Origin of the sequence: Streptomyces sp. BJ20 (assembly GCF_022869105.1) — a bacterium.
Lineage (GTDB): Bacteria > Actinomycetota > Actinomycetes > Streptomycetales > Streptomycetaceae > Streptomyces > Streptomyces griseoincarnatus.
In genome coordinates, this window is the sequence record NZ_CP094918.1 from 6000709 (window position 1) to 6018003 (window position 17295).

Here is a 17295-nt window from a genome sequence, read left to right on the forward strand (position 1 = left end):
CCTCCACCCCCCGTTCGGCGGCCCCTCTCCCGGCCCCCCAGGAAAGGCGCCGCCCCCGCCCGGCGCGCACGATGCGAAGAGGCCCGCCGCCCGGCGGGCCTCCGGCCGCGCACTCGGGAGGAACTGCCGTGACCGCCAGTCTGGAGCAGCTGCGCCGCTGCCACTTCGCCGTCGACCTGGGCGCGGCCCGCACCCGGGTGTACGTCAAGGGCGCCGGCCTCGTCGTCGACCAGCCGTCCGTCGCCGCCGTGAACACCCGTACCGGAGCGCTGATCGCCGTCGGCGAGTTCGCGGAGAAGATGACCGGGCGCACCCCCGACTACATCCGCGTCGTCCGGCCGGTGACGGGCGGCACCGTCGTCGACATCGAGATGGCGCAGCGGATGCTGCGTCAGCTCATCGGCGACCGCACCCGCCGCGCCCTGCGCCGCAGGCCCCGGCTGCGGGCGGCCGCCTGCACCCCGCACGACTCCGACCCGCTGGCCCAGCGCGCCGCGATCGAGACGCTGGTCGGTCTTGGCGCCCGCCGGGTGGAACTGGTGGACACGCTGATCGCGGCGGCCGTCGGCTGCGGGCTGCCGGTGGAGCGGCCGGAGGCCACCATGATCATGGTGTGCGGCGCGGCCGCCACCCAGGTCGCCGTGCTGTCGCTCGGCTCGATCGTGCGGGCCGAGCGCATCCCGGTGGGCGGCGAGGCGGTGGACGCGGCGATCGTGCAGCACCTGCGCCACCAGCACGAGCTGATGCTGCCGAGCCAGTCCGTGCGGCCTCTTCAGCTCGCGCTGGAGGGGAACGGGCTGACGCCGGAGGGGCCCGAGGTCACGGAGATCCACGGCCGGGACGTCGCCACCGGGCTCGCCCGGTCGGTGAAGGTGGACACGGCGGCGGTGCGGCGGGCCATCCAGACGCCGCTCACCGCGGTCCTCGACGGCATCGGCAAGGTGCTGCGGGACTGCCCGCCCGACCTGGTCGCCGACCTGGCCGACCGCGGCATCATGATGGTCGGCGGCAGCGCCCTGCTGCCGGGCCTGGACCAGATGCTGCGTCAGGCGACCGGGATGCCGGTGCACATCGCGGAACAGCCGGAGCTGTGCGCCGTGGAGGGGCTCGGCGCCATGCTGGAGGGCCGTATCTCCCCCATGGTCCTGGACCCGCTGGGCGCCTGAGACGCATCTGGACCCGCCGCCCGCCCCTCCCCCGGGCCCGCCCGCATCCGTGCGGGCGGGCCGTCGTGCGTTACCGGCCGTTTCACGCGGCGCGGTGTGTACCGCGGCTCAGGGTGGGCAGGCGAATCCGCAGCGCAGCAGTACGGTGCGCAGCCTCTCGCGCGGGCGCCGGCGCCGGCCGGGGCCGCCGGGACGGCCCGGCCGGCCACCCATCCACGAGCACCGACAGGGCGGTGACATGACTTCCGCGGCATCGTTCCCCCCGGGACGGCAGGACACCTTGGTCATCGGCGGTCGCATGGACGCGGACCGGGCGCTGCTCACCCCGCGCGGGGAGCTGGTCCGCGGATGCGCCCAGATGCTGGCCGCGAAGCTGGCGGAGCTGCCGGCCGGCACCGCGCGGGTGGACCTGGACATGAGCGGTGTGCACTTCATGGACACCGCGGGTCTGGAGTTCCTGGACGTGCTGCGCGACCACGCCCGCCGGCGGTCCATGCCGGTCACCACGTCCCGCTGGAGCGGCCAGCCGCGCCGCATCCTGGAGCTGGCCGGGCTGGACACCACGGACCCGCTGCGCACCCCCGCGCCGTGCCCCTCGCCCGCCGGGTCGGCGGTGGCGCTGGAGCGCCAGGAGCGGCTGCACCTGCTCCAGGAGGAGGTGGAGCAGCTGCGGCAGGCCATCGCGTCCCGCCCGGTCATCGACCAGGCGCGCGGCGTCCTGATGGCGACGTACGGCTGCTCCTCGGACGAGGCGTGGCACATCCTGCGGGAGGCGTCGCAGCTGTCCAACACCAAGCTGCGCACCGTGGCGGAGTCGCTGACGGCCTGCGCGGAGGCGGAGGGCACTCCCCCGCCGCCGGAGGTGCGCACGGCGCTGGCCCGCGCCCTCGCCCGCCGCGCCCCGCGGTGACATCGCCGCGCGAGGGGTACTCGTAGTCGCCGTAACCGACGGGTCCCGCGACAGGGAGGCGGCACGATGAGCGAGCACACTCCGTCCCAGGCCGAGGGCGACCGGGACGACAGCGAATGGACCACCCCCGACGTGGTGCACACCACGCCGTCACAGGCGGAAGGGGAGCGTGACGCGTCGGACGCGCCGTCGGCGTCCGACGACAACGCCGTACGGGGGACGCACGGAGGCGGCTGACCCCGGCTCCGGGGTGACGGTTCCGGTGAACCGTGACGTGGTGGGGCGGGTGGGACTCGAACCCACGGCCGACGGATTATGAGTCCGCTGCTCTAACCGGCTGAGCTACCGCCCCATAGCGGCGTGTCGCGTACATGTGTGCGCGCCGTCTGCCGCAGCATAGCCGCTCATACGATCTCCTGCTTCGGATGGTCGGCTGCGTACGGCCCTGTTGACCATGAAGACAGCGCCGCGCCGCGCGCGGTTCCACCGGACATGAAAAAGGACCCCGACGGGGTCCTCGTTCAGCATGCTCCCCCGACTGGACTCGAACCAGTAACCTGCCGGTTAACAGCCGGCTGCTCTGCCAATTGAGCTACGGAGGACCGAGCTCCCCCGACTGGACTCGAACCAGTAACCTGCCGGTTAACAGCCGGCTGCTCTGCCAATTGAGCTACGGAGGAATGCCTCGTTCTGCATCGAACGCACCCGCCTGGGTATTCGCCAGGGGGCGCGCGCTCGCTGCGACACATACATTAGCGCAAGCAGGGGGGTGCTCCGCCAATCGGTACTCCCCGGCCCGTCGCCGCGCCGGAGACCCACGCAGACTGGAACAACGGGAAGGGTGGCCGCCATGCGATACCGGCTCACGTTCGTCGCCGGAGCCGTCCTGGGCTACGTGCTGGGCACGAAAGCCGGGCGGGAGCGCTACGAGCAGATGAAGAGGTCAGCGCTCCAGCTGGCGCAGAACCCCGCGGTGCGCAACACCGCGGAGTCCGCGGCCCAGCAGAGCCGTGAGTTCGCCGACAAGGCGTACCACGTGATGAGCGACAAGGTCGGCGACCGTGTGCCCGACTCGGTCGCGCAGCGGGTCCACGCCCTGCGGGAGCGCACCGCCCACGGCCCGGCCGAGGACGACTGGGGCACGAGCAACACCTGACGGACACCGCACCCCTCCCCATGCGGCAAAATCACCGTATGGGGATAGTCGCCGGGTTGGACAGTGCGCCCGATTTCACTCGCGTCGTCGTCTGTGACACGGACACCGGGGCCGTGCTCAGGCAGGGGTACGCCCCGCACCCGGTGCAGGGTCCCGACACCGGCCGTTCCTCGGACGCCGACCCGCAGGCCTGGCTGCTGTCCCTGGGCGAGGCCGCGAGCGGCGGACTGCTGGAGGGCGTGCAGGCCATCGGGGTGTCCGCACAGGCGGGCGCGCTGGTCCCGCTGGACGCGCAAGGCGGCACGGTCCGCCCGGCGATGACGGGGGGCGACAAGCGCGCGCAGGTCGCGGCGGCCGATCTGGTCGACGCGCTCGGCGGGCGCGAGGCGTGGGCGCAGGCCGTGGGCTGTGTGCCGGGCGCCGCGCAGCCGGTGACGAAGCTGCGCTGGATGGCCCGTACCGAACCGGAGAACGCGGCCCGCACCGCGGTGCTGCTCCAGGCGCACGACTGGCTGGTGTGGCAGCTGCTGGGCCGGCCGGTGCGCCGGACCACCGACCGGGGCGGCGCCTCCGGCACCGGCTACTGGGCCGCGGCGACCGGCGGTTACCGGCCCGACCTGGTGGAATTGGCGCTCGGTCACCAGGCGATGCTCCCCGAGGTGATCGGCCCGGCCGAGGCGGCCGGCACCACCCCCGAGGGGCTGATGATCTCCGCCGGCACGGCGGACACCATGGCGGCGGCGTTCGGGCTCGGCATCGGGCTGGGCGACGCGGTGGTGTCGATGGGCGCGTCCGGCTCGGTGATGGCCGTACACCCCGAGCCGCTCGTCGACCGGGGCGGCTCGATCACGTCGCTGGCCGACGCGACCGGTATGCATCTGCCCGTCGTCACCACGCTGAACGCGGTGCGGGCGCTGCGCGGCACCGCGGAGCTGCTGGGGCTGCCGGACCTGGAGAGCCTGTCCGACCTGGCGATGAAGTCGACGCCGGGTGCGCACGGGCTGGTGCTGCTGCCCTACCTGGAGGGCGAGCGCACCCCGAACCTGCCGCACACCGCCGGGACCCTCGCGGGGCTGCGGCGGGAGTCGATGAAGCCGGAGCACCTGGCGCGGGCGGCCTTCGAGGGGATGCTGTGCGGGCTCGCGGACGCGCTGGACGTGCTGCGCGGGCGGGGCGTGGAGGTGCGGCGGGTGTTCCTGCTCGGGTCCGCGGCCGAACTGCCCGCCGTGCAGGCGGCGGCGCCCGCGCTGTTCGGGGCGCAGGTGGTCGTGCCGCAGCCCGCTGACTACGCGGCGACGGGCGCGGCCCGGCAGGCGGCCTGGGCGCTCGGCGTCTCGCAGGGCACCCTCGATCCGCGGACCCCGCCGGTGTGGCCGGGTCCGGTGGCGCAGGTGCTGGACCCGGGCGAGGAGCTGGCGGTGGGTCAGGCCGTGCGCCAGCAGTACGTGGCGGTGCGTGAGCAGACGCATCCGGGGGCGTTCCAGCAGTAGGAGGGGGCGCGCGGGGACGGCGCGCCGGGGCCCGTAAACGGGTTGAGGTAACGCCGGTGGAGTGTTCGACGATAGGGGCCACGGGCAACCACTGGCCCCGCCGTCCACTCCGAGAGATGCAGCGTGCTCATACGACTTCTACGTGACCGTCTACGGCCCTACAAGAGATCCCTCGCCCTGCTGGTGCTCCTGCAGTTCCTGCAGACCTGCGCCACGCTCTACCTGCCCACGCTGAACGCGGGCATCATCGACAACGGTGTCGTCCAGGGTGACACGGGTTACATCCTGGGCTACGGCGGACTGATGATCGGCATCTCGCTGGCGCAGGTCGTCTGCAACGTCGGCGCCGTGTACTACGGGGCCCGGACCGCGGCGGCCCTGGGGCGGGACCTGCGCGCCGCGGTGTTCGACCGGGTGCAGTCCTTCTCCGCCCGTGAGGTCGGTCACTTCGGGGCGCCGTCGCTGATCACGCGGACGACGAACGACGTCCAGCAGATCCAGATGCTCACCCTGATGACGTTCACCCTCATGGTGTCGGCGCCGATCATGTGCGTGGGCGGTGTGGTGCTGGCGCTCGGTCTGGACGTGCCGCTGTCCGGGGTGCTGGTCGCGGTGGTGCCCGTGCTGGGCGTCTGCGTGACACTGATCGTGCGCCGGCTGCGGCCGCTGTTCCGCACCATGCAGGAGCGCCTGGACACGGTGAACCGGGTGCTGCGCGAGCAGATCACCGGCAACCGGGTCATCCGCGCGTTCGTGCGGGACACGTACGAGCAGCGGCGGTTCCACGGGTCCAACACCGAGCTGACCGACGTGTCACTGCGCGCCGGCAATCTGCTCGCGCTGATGTTCCCGGTGGTCATGACGGTGGTGAACCTGTCGTCGATCGCGGTGGTGTGGTTCGGCGCGCACCGCATCGACAGCGGCGGGATGCAGATCGGCGACCTGACGGCGTTCCTCGCCTATCTGATGCAGATCGTCATGTCCGTGATGATGGCCACGTTCATGTTCATGATGGTGCCGCGCGCGGAGGTGTGCGCCGAGCGCGTCCAGGAGGTGCTGGACACCTCCTCGAGCGTGGTGCCGCCGGCCGCGCCCGTCACCGAGCTGCGCCGGCACGGACACCTGGAGATCCGGGGCGCGGGTTTCCGCTACCCGGGCGCCGAGGAGCCGGTGCTGCGGGCGGTCGACCTGGTGGCGCGGCCCGGCGAGGTCACCGCCGTCATCGGCTCCACCGGCAGCGGCAAGTCCACGCTGCTGGGGCTGGTGCCGCGGCTGTTCGACGCCACCGAGGGCGAGGTGCTGGTCGACGGGGTGCCGGTGGCGGACGTCGACCCGCCGCTGCTCGCCCGGACCGTCGGCCTGGTGCCGCAGAAGCCGTACCTGTTCGCGGGCACGGTGGCCACCAATCTGCGCTACGGCAATCCGGACGCCACGGACGAGGAGCTGTGGCACGCGCTGGAGGTGGCGCAGGGCAGGGACTTCGTGGAGCGGCTGGAGGGCGGGCTCGACGCACCGATCGCGCAGGGCGGGACGAACGTCTCCGGCGGTCAGCGCCAGCGCCTGGCCATCGCCCGGACGTTGGTGCAGCGCCCGGAGATCTACCTCTTCGACGACTCCTTCTCCGCGCTCGACTACGCCACCGACGCGGCCCTGCGCGCGGCGCTCGCGCGGGAGACGGCCGAGGCGACGGTGGTGATCGTCGCCCAGCGGGTGGCGACCATCCGGGACGCCGACCGGATCGTGGTGCTGGACGAGGGCCGGGTGGTCGGCGCCGGCCGGCACCACGAGCTGATGGCGGACAACGAGACCTACCGGGAGATCGTGCTCTCCCAGCTGACGGAAGCGGAGGCGGCCTGATGGCGGGGCCAGGGGGCCGGATGACGGCGGGGGTCGCTCCCGGCCAGCGGTCGATCGACTTCACGGGGTCCGGCAAGCGGCTGCTCGGCCGCTTCGGACCGGAACGCCTCACCATGTACGGGCTGCTGGCCTGTCTCGTGCTGAGCGTGGGGCTCAGCGTGGTCGGGCCGAAGATCCTGGGGCGGGCCACCGACCTGGTGTTCGCGGGCATCGTCGGCCGTGACATGCCGGAGGGCGCCACCAAGGGGCAGGTGCTGGAGTCGATGCGGGCCCGCGGCGACGACCAGGTCGCCGACATGCTGCGCTCCACGGACTTCACCCCGGGCCAGGGCATCGACTTCACCGCGGTGGGGCACGTGCTGCTGCTGGCGCTGGCCGTGTTCGGCGCGGCGGGGCTGCTGATGGCGGTGGCGACGCGGCTGGTGAACCGGGCCGTGAACCGCACCATGTTCCGGATGCGCGAGGACGTGCAGACGAAGCTGTCGCGGCTGCCGCTGTCGTACTTCGACAAGCGGCAGCGCGGTGAGGTGCTGAGCCGGGCCACCAACGACATCGACAACATCGGGCAGACGCTCCAGCAGTCGATGGGCCAGCTGATCAACTCGCTGCTCACCATCATCGGCGTGCTGGCGATGATGTTCTACGTCTCCTGGATCCTGGCGCTGGTCGCGCTGGTGACGGTGCCGCTGTCGTTCGTGGTCGCCACGCGGGTCGGGAAGCGGTCGCAGCCGCACTTCGTGCAGCAGTGGCGCTCCACCGGCACGCTCAACGCGCACGTCGAGGAGATGTACACCGGGCACGCCCTGGTGAAGGTGTTCGGGCGCCAGGAGGAGTCCGCGCGGAAGTTCGCCGAGGAGAACGAGGCGCTGTACGAGGCCGGGTTCAAGGCGCAGTTCAACAGCGGGGTCATGCAGCCGCTGATGATGTGCGTGTCGAACCTCAACTACGTGCTGGTCGCCGTCGTCGGAGGTCTGCGGGTGGCGTCCGGGTCGCTGTCCATCGGGGACGTGCAGGCGTTCATCCAGTACTCGCGGCAGTTCTCGATGCCGCTGACGCAGGTCGCGTCGATGGCGAACCTGGTGCAGTCGGGCGTGGCCTCCGCCGAGCGCGTCTTCGAGGTGCTCGACGCGGAGGAGCAGGAGGCCGACCCGTCGCCCGCCGAACGTCCCGAGGAGCTGCGCGGGCGGGTGCAGCTGGAGCACGTGTCGTTCCGCTACGACCCGGAGAAGCCGCTGATCGAGGACCTGTCGCTGACGGTCGAACCGGGCCGCACGGTCGCCATCGTCGGCCCGACCGGCGCCGGCAAGACCACGCTGGTCAACCTGCTGATGCGGTTCTACGAGGTGTCCGGCGGGCGGATCACCCTGGACGGCGTGGACATCGCGCGGATGACGAGGGACGAACTGCGCGCCGGGATCGGCATGGTGCTCCAGGACACCTGGCTGTTCGGCGGCACCATCGCGGAGAACATCGCGTACGGCGCGTCGCGCGAGGTCAGCCGGGAGGAGATCGAGGAGGCGGCCCGGGCCGCGCACGCCGACCGGTTCGTCCGCACCCTCCCGGACGGGTACGACACCGTCATCGACGACGAGGGCAGCGGGGTCAGCGCGGGCGAGAAGCAGCTCGTCACGATCGCGCGGGCGTTCCTGTCGGACCCGGTGATCCTGGTGCTGGACGAGGCGACCAGCTCCGTGGACACGCGCACGGAGGTGCTGATCCAGAAGGCCATGGCCCGGCTGGCGCACGGCCGTACGTCGTTCGTCATCGCGCACCGGCTGTCCACGATCCGCGACGCGGACACCATCCTGGTGATGGAGAACGGATCCATCGTCGAACAGGGCGCGCACGACAAGCTGCTGGCGGCGGACGGGGCGTACGCCCGGCTGTACAAGGCGCAGTTCGCGCAGGCGGTCGCGGAGGTCGACTGAGGCCAGGGGTGCCGGGGGGCAGGGACCGGCCCTCCGGCACCCCGCCGACTAGTCCAGGTAGCCGCGCAGTTGATCGGCGTAGGCGTGGTCGCGGAGCTTGTTGAGGGTCTTGGACTCGATCTGCCGTATCCGCTCGCGGGTCACCCCGAAGATGCGGCCGATCTCCTCCAGGGTGCGGGGTCTGCCGTCGACCAGGCCGTAGCGCAGCTGCACCACCTTGCGCTCGCGCTCCCCCAGGGTGGACAGCACCGCCTCCAGGTGCTGCCGCAGCAGCAGGAACGCCGCCGACTCCACGGGGCTGGCGGCGTCCCCGTCCTCGATGAGGTCGCCGAGCGCGACGTCGTCCTCCTCGCCCACGGGCGCGTGCAGCGACACCGGCTCCTGGGCCAGCCGCAGCACCTCGCCCACCCGCTCGGGCGGCAGGTCCAGCTGGGCGGCGACCTCCTGCGGCGTCGGCTCGTAGCCGCGCTCCTGGAGCATCCGCCGCTGCACCCGCACCACGCGGTTGATCAGCTCCACGACGTGCACCGGCACCCGGATGGTGCGGGCCTGGTCGGCGAGGGCCCGGGACATGGCCTGCCGGATCCACCAGGTCGCGTACGTGGAGAACTTGAAGCCGCGCGCGTAGTCGAACTTCTCGACGGCGCGGATCAGGCCGAGGTTGCCCTCCTGGACCAGGTCGAGCATGGTCAGCCCGCGCCCCACGTACCGCTTCGCCACGGACACCACGAGCCGCAGGTTCGCCTCGATCAGCCGGCGCTTGGCCATGCGGCCCATGACGACGAGCCGGTCCAGGTCGTGCGCGAGCCTGCTGTCCAGGTCGGGGGTGAGCCGCAGCTTCTCCTCGGCGAACAGCCCGGCCTCGACCCGGCGCGCGAGCTCCACCTCCTCGGCGGCGGTGAGCAGCGGGATGCGGCCGATCTCCCGCAGGTACTGGCGGAACAGGTCGGAGGAGGGACCGCCGGTCTCCGGCCGCACCCGCGGGCCGACGGGCTCGGCCGGCTCCACGACGTCCGGCGGCCCGGCCTCGACGGGGTCCACCGCCTGCGCGGGCGGCTCGGGACCGGTCCCGGGAGGCTGCCCGACGCGAATCTGCGCGGGCATCGCCACCAGCAGATCCGCGTCCGGCGCTGCGCCGACGACGTCGCTGTCGGTCTGGGTGAGGGTCTGGGTCTGCACGGGGGCGACCTCCAGGATGATCGCTGCCTGGGGGTGGGGCAGCGGTACTTCAGGGGCGGAGTCGACGGCCTCGCCGCTGTCCGTCCCGTACGCGATGAGCGGAACCGCGGGGGTGTGCGACCCGTCACCGACGGGCCGGCCGCGCTCCGAGGACTCAGGCACCGCCCCCCAGTGTGGGGTACGACACATCGTCCCCACGAGGGGCGTGCGATGACTTTTTGCATCCGGCCGGTCACCGCGCGGTCATCCGCAGCACTTGACCGGATGTCGAACGCCCGTTTGATCTGGAACGATGTGCGGGTGTCCACCGCCTGGTACGAGAGTCATGTGACGGTCCGTTGCTCCGGTTCCGCCGAGCACGAGCGGCTGAGCCGCTGGTGCGCCGCGGCCGGTCTGAAGCTGACGCGCATCGTGCCGGCCCGGGGCCGGATGCGCGACCAGCCGATGCTCACCCTGACCGGCGCCCGCTCCTACGCCGAGGAGGCGGCGCGTGCGCGCGAGGTGGTGGTGCGGCTGCGCGCGGCGGGCTTCGAGCCGGTGCGGGTGAAGACCGAGTCGACGCCGTGGGCGCCGGAGGTCCCGGACGGGCCCTGCGGGGACGGACGGTACTTCGAGCACCACGTGAAGCTGCTGCTCGATGCGGACGCGGATCTGGCCGCTCTCGCCGCCCGGGTCGTGCCGCACGGCGCGCATCTGTCGTGGAATGCCCGGCGGGCGCGGGCCGGGGCGCGGCACGAGCGCTTCGTCACCCAGCGCTGTCACGGAGTGGACGCGTCCGCCGCGGGCCGGGCGTTCGAGGCGCTGCTCGCGGAGCTGAGCGGTCACCATGTGCTGGACGTGGAGCGGGAGTTCGTGTTGTACGACAGTGATGTGACGGTGGACGAGGGCTGGCTTCCGAAGCCGGAGGGGGCACGGATATGAGCGACTGGCGGCGGATGCTCGAGTCGGGCATGCCCGTTCCTCCGGGCGAGCTCGACGAGCGGACCCGGCAGGAGCAGCGACTGCCGCGCACCCTGCGGACGGTGCCGGCCGACGAGGTGGAGCAGCGGCTCGTCTTCGACCCGTCGGTGAAGCAGTACGACAACGCCTACCGGGCGACCGACCCCCGCTTCGGCGACCCCACCCGGGGTGCGGACTGGCGGGCGGCCCGGCGTCGCGCCCTGGACCTGGTGCTCGCGGCGGTCGCCGGCTCCCCCTGGGCGGACGCGCTGGTGCTGCGCGGCAGCGTGCTGATGGCCGCGTGGTTCGGCGACGCCGCCCGCGAGCCCGGTGACCTGGACTTCGTCGTCGTACCGCACACCTGGGACATCGACGACGGGCGGACGGACCGGATGCTCGAGGGGATCGCCGAGGTCGCGCGGGCGGGGGCGGAGGCGTACGGCGAGGGTGTGGGCATCTCGGCGGGGGGCGCGGTGGTCGAGGACATCTGGACCTACGACCGGGTGCCGGGGCGGCGCATGGTGCTGCCGTGGACGGCGCCCGGGCTGCCCGGCGGGCACGTGCAGCTGGACTTCGTCTTCAACGAGCGGCTTCCCGAGGAGCCCGAGCCGGTGGAGCTGCCGGACGGCGCGGTCGTGTGGGCGGCGAGCCCGGGGCTGTCCCTGGCGTGGAAGCTGATGTGGCTGATCAACGACTCGTATGGCCAGGGCAAGGACCTGTACGACGCGGTCCTGCTGGCAGAGCGGTGGCCGCTGCGCCGTGAGCTGCTGCACGAGGTGTTCCAGCTGGGCGGCGAATGGCCTCACCGGCGTGAGCACATCCTCCTGGAGGACGTGGTGGAGGCCGTCGCCTACGTGGAGTGGGATCACTTCGCCGTCGAGTACCCGCACCTCGCCGACTCCGGGGAGGATTTCGCCGGGCGGCTGGTGCGGGCGGTGTCGGGAGCGTTTTCGGAGGAGTGAGCGCGGCGTTACAGCGCTGCCGCGCCGTGTTCGCGGAGGGCCTGGTCGTACTGCTGGAGGACCCAGAGCTCGTTCTGGACGGCGGACAGTTCGGCCTGGTCGGCGTGGTGCGACAGGCGGGCGAGCTTGCCGTTGACCTCGCGGACGCGGCGCTCGACGGCCCGGCGCCGCACCCGGACCAGCACCTCGCCCGCGTACACCTCGTCGACCGCCCGTCGCATGATCGCCTCGACCGCCAGCTCCGTGACCATGGCGCGGACGGTGTCGTCGGGGGCCGCGTCGCGGACGCGGATCAGGTACTCCTGCGGGTCCTGGACGCCGTACTCGGCGCCGCCCGCGTCCAGGATCGCCTGGCGCACGGCCGCGTAGGGCGGGGCGGTGAACTCGTCGACGCCGTACGCGTCGAAGGCCGGCGAGACCAGCTCCGGGCGCTGGAGGGCGAGCTTGAGCAGCTCGCGCTCGGTGGCGAAGACCGGGTTGCGGAGGTTCAGGGCGGGGCCGCGCGGGGCGGCCGGGGCGGCGGCGTACTGCTGCTGGGGGCCGCCGTGCTGCGGGCGGCCGGGCCGCTCGGGGGCGGGCCCCTTGCCGCCGCGGTCGCGGGCCCAGCGGGCGAGCTGGGCGACCCGCTTGACCACGAACTGCGTGTCGAGGATGCCGAGCATCCCGGCGAGCTGGACGGCGACCTCGTGCTGGGCGCCGCTGTTCTTGATCCGGGCGACGACCGGGGCGGCCTCGTCCAGGGCGGCGGCACGGCCGGCCGGGGTGTCCAGGTCGTAGCGGCCGACGATCTGGCGGAGTGCGAACTCGAACAGCGGGGTGCGCGGCTCGACCAGGTCGGCGACCGCCTCGTCGCCCTTGGCGAGCCGCAGGTCGCAGGGGTCCATGCCGTCGGGCGCGATGGCGATGTACGTCTCGGCGGCGAACTTCTGGTCGTCCTCGAAGGCGCGCAGGGCGGCCTTCTGCCCGGCCGCGTCGCCGTCGAAGGTGAAGATCACACGCGCCGAGCCGTTGTCCATCAGCAGACGCCGGAGGATCTTGATGTGGTCGGTGCCGAAGGCGGTGCCGCAGGTGGCGATCGCCGTGGTGACGCCCGCGAGGTGGCAGGCCATGACGTCGGTGTAGCCCTCGACGACGACCGCGCGGGAGGACTTCGCGATGTCCTTCTTCGCCAGGTCGATGCCGTAGAGGACCTGCGACTTCTTGTAGATCCCCGTATCGGGCGTGTTGAGGTACTTCGGGCCGTTGTCCGCCTCGTACAGCTTGCGGGCGCCGAAGCCGACGACGTCCCCGCCGATGTCGCGGATGGGCCACATCAGCCGGCCGCGGAACCGGTCGATCGGACCGCGGCGGCCCTCCTGGGCGAGCCCGGAGAGCACCAGCTCCTTGTCGCTGAACCCCTTGCCGCGCAGGAAGCGGGTGAGGTGGTCCCAGCCCTGGGGGCTGTAACCGACGCCGAAGTGCACGGCGGCGGCCTGGTCGAAGCCGCGCTCGGCGAGGAAGACCCGGCCGGTCTCCGCCTCGGGGCCGGTCGCGAGCTGTTCCGCGTACCACTCGGCGGCCAGCTTGTGCGCCTCGACCAGGCGGATGCGCTCCCCGCGCTGGTGGGACGGGTTGTACCCGCCCTCCTCGTAGCGCAGGGTGATGCCGGCCTGTCCGGCCAGCCGCTCGACCGCCTCCGAGAAGGTGAGGTGGTCGATCTTCATCACGAACGTGATGGTGTCACCGCCCTCCTGGCAGCCGAAGCAGTGGAAGAGTCCCTTGCTCGGGCTGACCTGGAAGGACGGCGACTTCTCGTCGTGGAACGGACAGAGGCCCTTGAGGTTGCCGCCGCCCGCGTTCCGCAGCTGGAGGTACTCGGACACCACGGCGTCGATCGGGACCGCGTCCCGAACCGCCTTCACGTCCTCGTCGTTGATCCTCCCGGCCACGCGTGAAGTCTACGGGGCGCCTCGGACATCTCCGGTCGCCACGGCACCCTCCAGGGGCGCGGGGCTGTGACATGTGCGGCTCCGCCGCGTGGGCGCGACCAGCCACGACGCCGCCGCACCCACGCCGGACGCGCCCCCGGCACCTCCTAGGCGACCAGGCTCTCCAACCGCACGTGCGGATCCGCCAACGCCTCCGTGTCCACCGCCTCCCGGGACCGGATCAGCGCCTGGATCGGATCAGTGACATCCCACACGTTCACATTCATTCCGGCGAGCACCCGTCCCTCGCGCACCCAGAACGCGATGAACTCCCGCTTCCCCGCGTCGCCCCGGATCACCACCTGGTCGTAGGACCCGGGCGGCGCCCAGCCCGAGTACTCCATGCCGAGGTCGTACTGGTCGGTGAAGAAGTACGGGACGCGGTCGTAGATCTCGTCCCGCCCGAGCATCGCCCGCGCCGCCGCCGGACCGCCGTTCAGCGCGTTGGCCCAGTGCTCCACCCGCAGCCGGGTGGAGAACAGCGCGTGCGGGAAGGACGCGACGTCCCCCGCCGCGTAGATGTCCGGGTCGGACGTGCGCAGCCGCTCGTCGACGAGGACGCCCCCGCCGGACGCGGGGTCCGCCAGCTCCAGGCCCGCCGCCTCCGCGAGGGCGGTCCGCGGGGCCGCGCCGATCGCGGCGAGCACGGCGTGCGCCGGGTGCTCCTCGCCGTCGTCGGTGCGGGCGGCGAGGACCATGCCGTCCTGGCCGGTGATCTCGGTGAGCGAGGCGCCGAAGTGGAACCGCACGCCGTGCTCGCGGTGCAGCTCGGCGAAGAGCTGGCCGAGCTCGGGCCCGAGCACCGAGTGCAGCGGGGCCGGCCCCCGGTGGACGACGGTGACCTCCGCGCCGTAGTGCCGGGCGGCCGCCGCGATCTCCAGGCCGATCCAGCCCGCGCCGGCGATCACCAGGTGGCCGTTGTCCCGGCCGAGGGAGGCGAGGACGCCCTTGAGGCGCTCGGAGTGGGCGAGGCGGCGCAGGTGGTGGACACCGACGAGGTCGGTGCCCGGGATGTCGAGCCGGCGGGGCTCGGCGCCGGTGGCGAGCAGCAGCTTGTCGTAGCGGACGGTGGTGCCGTCCTCGCCGAAGCGGACGGTCCTCGCGGCGCGGTCGATCGCGGCGACGGTCGCCCCCAGATGGAGTTCGACGTCGTGCTGCGCGTACCAGGCGGGCTCGTGCACGAAGACGCTGTCGCGCTCCGCCGAGCCGAGGAGGTAGCCCTTGGAGAGCGGCGGGCGCTCGTAGGGGTGGTCGCGTTCGTCGCAGATCAGTATCACGCGGCCGGTGAAGCCCTCCGCTCTCAGCGTCTCGGCCGCCTTGGCGCCGGCCAGGCCGCCTCCCACGATGACGAAAGTCTGATCCGCGTCGACCACGTGATGCCTCCTTCGAGCGTTGCCATCAGCGAGCCTCCCGCAAGCGGAAGGCCGCGGGAAGGGGGAGTGACCCGATCAGGCCACCCGTCCCACGTCCGTCTCACGTCCGGGCGGTGAGCCGGGCGTGCAGCGAGCGGGCCGACGCGTCCGTCAGGGAGGCGATCTGGTCCACGACGACCCGCTTGCGGGCGCGGTCGTCCGGCGCCCGGTCGAACAGCGTGCGGAACTGCGGATCCAGCCCCTCGGGCGCGCGGACGGTCAGCGCCTCCGCCAGCTCCAGTACGACGACGCGCTGGTCGGCGCGGAGCCGCTCCTGCTCGGCGCGCTGCATGACGTACCGGTCGGCGACGGCCTTGAGGACCGCGCACTCCATGCGGGTGGAGCGCGGGACGACCAGCTCGGCCGCGTACCGGGTGAGGCGGCCGGCGCCCCAGGCCTGCCGGGTGGCGCCCTCGGCGGCGAGGCAGAAGCGGCCGATGAGCTGGCTGGTGGCGTCCTTGAGGCGGGCCTGGGCGACGGCGGTGCCGTCGTAGCCGTGCGGCCACCACTCCTGGGCGAGCAGCCGGTCGAGGGCCTCGGCCAGTTCGGCGGGGTCGGTGTCCGCCGGGACGTACCGGCCGACGGCGACCGCGAACACGGCGTCCCGCTCGGGGTCGGCGTGCAGGCAGTTGGGGTCGATGTGGCCCGCGTGCAGGCCGTCCTCCACGTCGTGGACCGAGTACGCCACGTCGTCGGCCCAGTCCATGACCTGCGCCTCGAAGCAGGTGCGGGTGCCGGGGGCGTCCTTGCGGAGCCATTCGAAGACGGGGCGGTCGTCGTCGTAGACGCCGAACTTCACGGAGGCCGGGTCGGTGGGGTGGGCGCCCCGCGGCCAGGGGTATTTGGTGGCCGCGTCGAGGGCGGCCCGGGTGAGGTTGAGGCCGACGGAGCCGTCGGGGGTGAACCGCTTGGGCTCGATGCGGGTGAGCAGCCGCAGCGACTGGGCGTTGCCCTCGAAGCCGCCGCAGTCCTCGGCGAACTCGTTCAGCGCCTGTTCGCCGTTGTGGCCGAAGGGCGGGTGGCCGAGGTCGTGGGAGAGGCAGGCGGCCTCCACCAGGTCGGGGTCGCAGCCGAGGGCGGCGCCCAGCTCCCGGCCGACCTGGGCGCATTCCAGGGAGTGGGTGAGGCGGGTGCGGGGGCTGGCGTCCCACACCTGGCTCTGCTCTCCGGGGGTGACGACCTGCGTCTTGCCGGCGAGGCGGCGCAGCGCCGCGGAGTGCAGCACGCGGGCCCGGTCGCGCTGGAAGGCGGTGCGGCCGGGCCGCTTGTCGGGCTCGGCGGCCCAGCGCTCGACGGCCGACGGGTCGTACCCGGCGGGCGGGAGGTGGGGGGCGGACGGGTCGGTCGTGCCGGACGTGATGCCTTCCATGACCCGACAGTAGCCCCGGCCGGTGACATGCCGGACACCGGTGGTCGTGTCAGGCCGTCGCCAGGGCGGCCGGCCCGACGGCCGGGGTTCCGGTGCGCAGTGCCTGGTCGTAGCGGTGGAGGAGCAGGCGGGCCGTCGCGGGGTGGGTGCCCAGCGGGTCGGAGACGGTGCCGGGCGCCGCGTCCGCGCACTCGGCGGCGAACCGGCCGGGCGCGGTGAAGCAGGAGGCGACGGCGACCCGGGTGCGGCCGCGTGCGGCGAGGGCGCGGACCGCCTCGGGCACGGTGGGCGCGGCGGCGGAGGCGTAGGCGGGGACGACGGGCACGCCGAGCCGGGCGGCGAGCAGGGCGGCGAGGTGTGCGGTGTCGGCGCGGGATGCGGGCGCGCGGGACCCGGCGGCGGCCAGCACGACGGCGCTGCGGCGGCGCTCCCCCGCGTCCCGGGGCTCCCGCCAGCCCGCCTCGGTGAGCCGGGCGTGCAGGGCGTCGACGAGAAGGGGGTGCGCGCCGAGCGGGGCGGCGACGCGGGTGGGCAGGGGCGCCGCGGCGGCGGCGTCGGGGATGTCCCGGGTGACGTGGTGGCCGCGGCCGAACAGCAGCGGGACGAGCACGGCGGACCCGGCGCCGGAGGCGGCCAGCTCGTCGAGGGTGTCGGGGAGCAGCGGGGCGTTCAGCTCGATGTGGCCCAGGTGCACCGGCAGGCCGGGCCGCAGCGCGCGGACCCGCTCCAGCAGCCGCAGCGCGGTGGCCAGGGCGCGCGGGTCGCGGCTGCCGTGGGCCACCACGACGAGGGCGGGGGGCGGGGCGGCCGGTCGGGGCCGGGCGCCGGGGTGCGTCGGATACGCCGTCATGCAGCGAGCGTGACCGGACGAGGTTGCCCTGCCGTTGCACCGGGGTCACGGGTGTTTGCGGGGTGTTCACGCGGGGGCGGGGGGCGGTGTGAGGTGGCGGATCTCCGTCC

14 protein-coding genes and 3 tRNA genes are annotated in these 17295 nt (G+C 73.2%); 9 read left to right on the top strand and 8 right to left on the bottom strand.

The annotated features are described in order from the left end of the window. Window positions 1-128 precede the first annotated feature (128 nt). From MTR79_RS27110 to MTR79_RS27120, 3 genes are all read left to right on the top strand, one after another. Window positions 129-1166, top strand: coding sequence for a rod shape-determining protein (locus MTR79_RS27110; RefSeq protein ID WP_048457566.1), 1038 nt, complete (start codon window positions 129-131; stop codon window positions 1164-1166). 238 nt (window positions 1167-1404) lie between these two features. Further along, window positions 1405-2076, top strand: coding sequence for an ANTAR domain-containing protein (locus MTR79_RS27115; protein WP_189365953.1), 672 nt, complete (start codon window positions 1405-1407; stop codon window positions 2074-2076). Window positions 2077-2142: 66 nt separating this feature from the next. Next, window positions 2143-2313: a hypothetical protein gene (locus MTR79_RS27120; protein WP_189365952.1), complete on the top strand. Its 171-nt coding sequence runs from the start codon at window positions 2143-2145 to the stop codon at window positions 2311-2313. A 38-nt stretch (window positions 2314-2351) separates the two neighbouring features. Here MTR79_RS27120 and MTR79_RS27125 read toward each other — a convergent pair. The 3 genes from MTR79_RS27125 to MTR79_RS27135 all read right to left on the bottom strand — a co-directional run bounded on the left by MTR79_RS27125 (window position 2352) and on the right by MTR79_RS27135 (window position 2756). Beyond that, window positions 2352-2428 (bottom strand) — tRNA-Ile (locus MTR79_RS27125). A gap of 177 nt (window positions 2429-2605) precedes the next feature. Next, window positions 2606-2678, bottom strand: a tRNA-Asn gene (locus MTR79_RS27130). Window positions 2679-2683: 5 nt separating this feature from the next. Beyond that, a tRNA-Asn gene (locus MTR79_RS27135) sits at window positions 2684-2756 on the bottom strand. 170 nt (window positions 2757-2926) lie between these two features. Between MTR79_RS27135 and MTR79_RS27140 the strand changes: the two genes are divergently transcribed. The 4 genes from MTR79_RS27140 to MTR79_RS27155 all read left to right on the top strand — a co-directional run bounded on the left by MTR79_RS27140 (window position 2927) and on the right by MTR79_RS27155 (window position 8507). After that, window positions 2927-3232: a hypothetical protein gene (locus MTR79_RS27140; RefSeq protein WP_048457702.1), complete on the top strand. Its 306-nt coding sequence runs from the start codon at window positions 2927-2929 to the stop codon at window positions 3230-3232. Window positions 3233-3270: 38 nt separating this feature from the next. Further along, window positions 3271-4722, top strand: coding sequence for an FGGY family carbohydrate kinase (locus MTR79_RS27145; protein ID WP_078895094.1), 1452 nt, complete (start codon window positions 3271-3273; stop codon window positions 4720-4722). 123 nt (window positions 4723-4845) lie between these two features. Further along, entirely contained in the window at window positions 4846-6579 is a 1734-nt protein-coding gene (locus MTR79_RS27150) for an ABC transporter ATP-binding protein (RefSeq protein WP_244792152.1), read from the top strand. After that, the gene (locus tag MTR79_RS27155; RefSeq protein WP_244792153.1) at window positions 6579-8507 is read left to right on the top strand and encodes an ABC transporter ATP-binding protein; all 1929 of its coding nucleotides are present in this window, start codon (window positions 6579-6581) and stop codon (window positions 8505-8507) included. Before MTR79_RS27150 ends, MTR79_RS27155 begins: the two co-directional genes overlap by 1 nt. Before the next feature lie 48 nt (window positions 8508-8555). Here the strand turns inward: MTR79_RS27155 and MTR79_RS27160 are convergent, their stop codons facing one another. Continuing rightward, entirely contained in the window at window positions 8556-9848 is a 1293-nt protein-coding gene (locus MTR79_RS27160; RefSeq protein WP_086704288.1) for an RNA polymerase sigma factor, read from the bottom strand. 102 nt (window positions 9849-9950) lie between these two features. Between MTR79_RS27160 and MTR79_RS27165 the strand changes: the two genes are divergently transcribed. Beyond that, window positions 9951-10607 carry a hypothetical protein gene (locus MTR79_RS27165; RefSeq protein WP_244792154.1) on the top strand — a complete coding sequence of 219 codons (657 nt, stop codon included), beginning with the start codon at window positions 9951-9953 and terminating at the stop codon, window positions 10605-10607. Continuing rightward, window positions 10604-11587 (top strand): nucleotidyl transferase AbiEii/AbiGii toxin family protein, encoded by a 984-nt coding sequence (locus tag MTR79_RS27170; protein ID WP_244792155.1) that lies wholly within the window; start codon window positions 10604-10606, stop codon window positions 11585-11587. The genes MTR79_RS27165 and MTR79_RS27170 overlap by 4 nt, the downstream gene beginning before the upstream one ends. 8 nt (window positions 11588-11595) lie before the next feature. On the opposite strand, the gene dnaG is transcribed toward MTR79_RS27170, so the two are convergent. The 4 genes from dnaG to MTR79_RS27190 form a co-directional block, all read right to left on the bottom strand. Further along, entirely contained in the window at window positions 11596-13515 is a 1920-nt protein-coding gene (gene dnaG, locus MTR79_RS27175) for a DNA primase (RefSeq protein WP_244792156.1), read from the bottom strand. A 146-nt stretch (window positions 13516-13661) separates the two neighbouring features. Beyond that, window positions 13662-14927 (bottom strand): FAD-dependent oxidoreductase, encoded by a 1266-nt coding sequence (locus tag MTR79_RS27180; RefSeq protein ID WP_086704357.1) that lies wholly within the window; start codon window positions 14925-14927, stop codon window positions 13662-13664. Window positions 14928-15027: 100 nt separating this feature from the next. After that, complete coding sequence (locus MTR79_RS27185) at window positions 15028-16335, bottom strand: deoxyguanosinetriphosphate triphosphohydrolase (protein WP_189365948.1); 1308 nt, start codon at window positions 16333-16335, stop codon at window positions 15028-15030. Window positions 16336-16384: 49 nt separating this feature from the next. Further along, on the bottom strand, window positions 16385-17185 hold the full coding sequence (locus MTR79_RS27190) for a sirohydrochlorin chelatase (protein WP_244792157.1): 801 nt from the start codon (window positions 17183-17185) through the stop codon (window positions 16385-16387). Window positions 17186-17295: the final 110 nt, after the last annotated feature.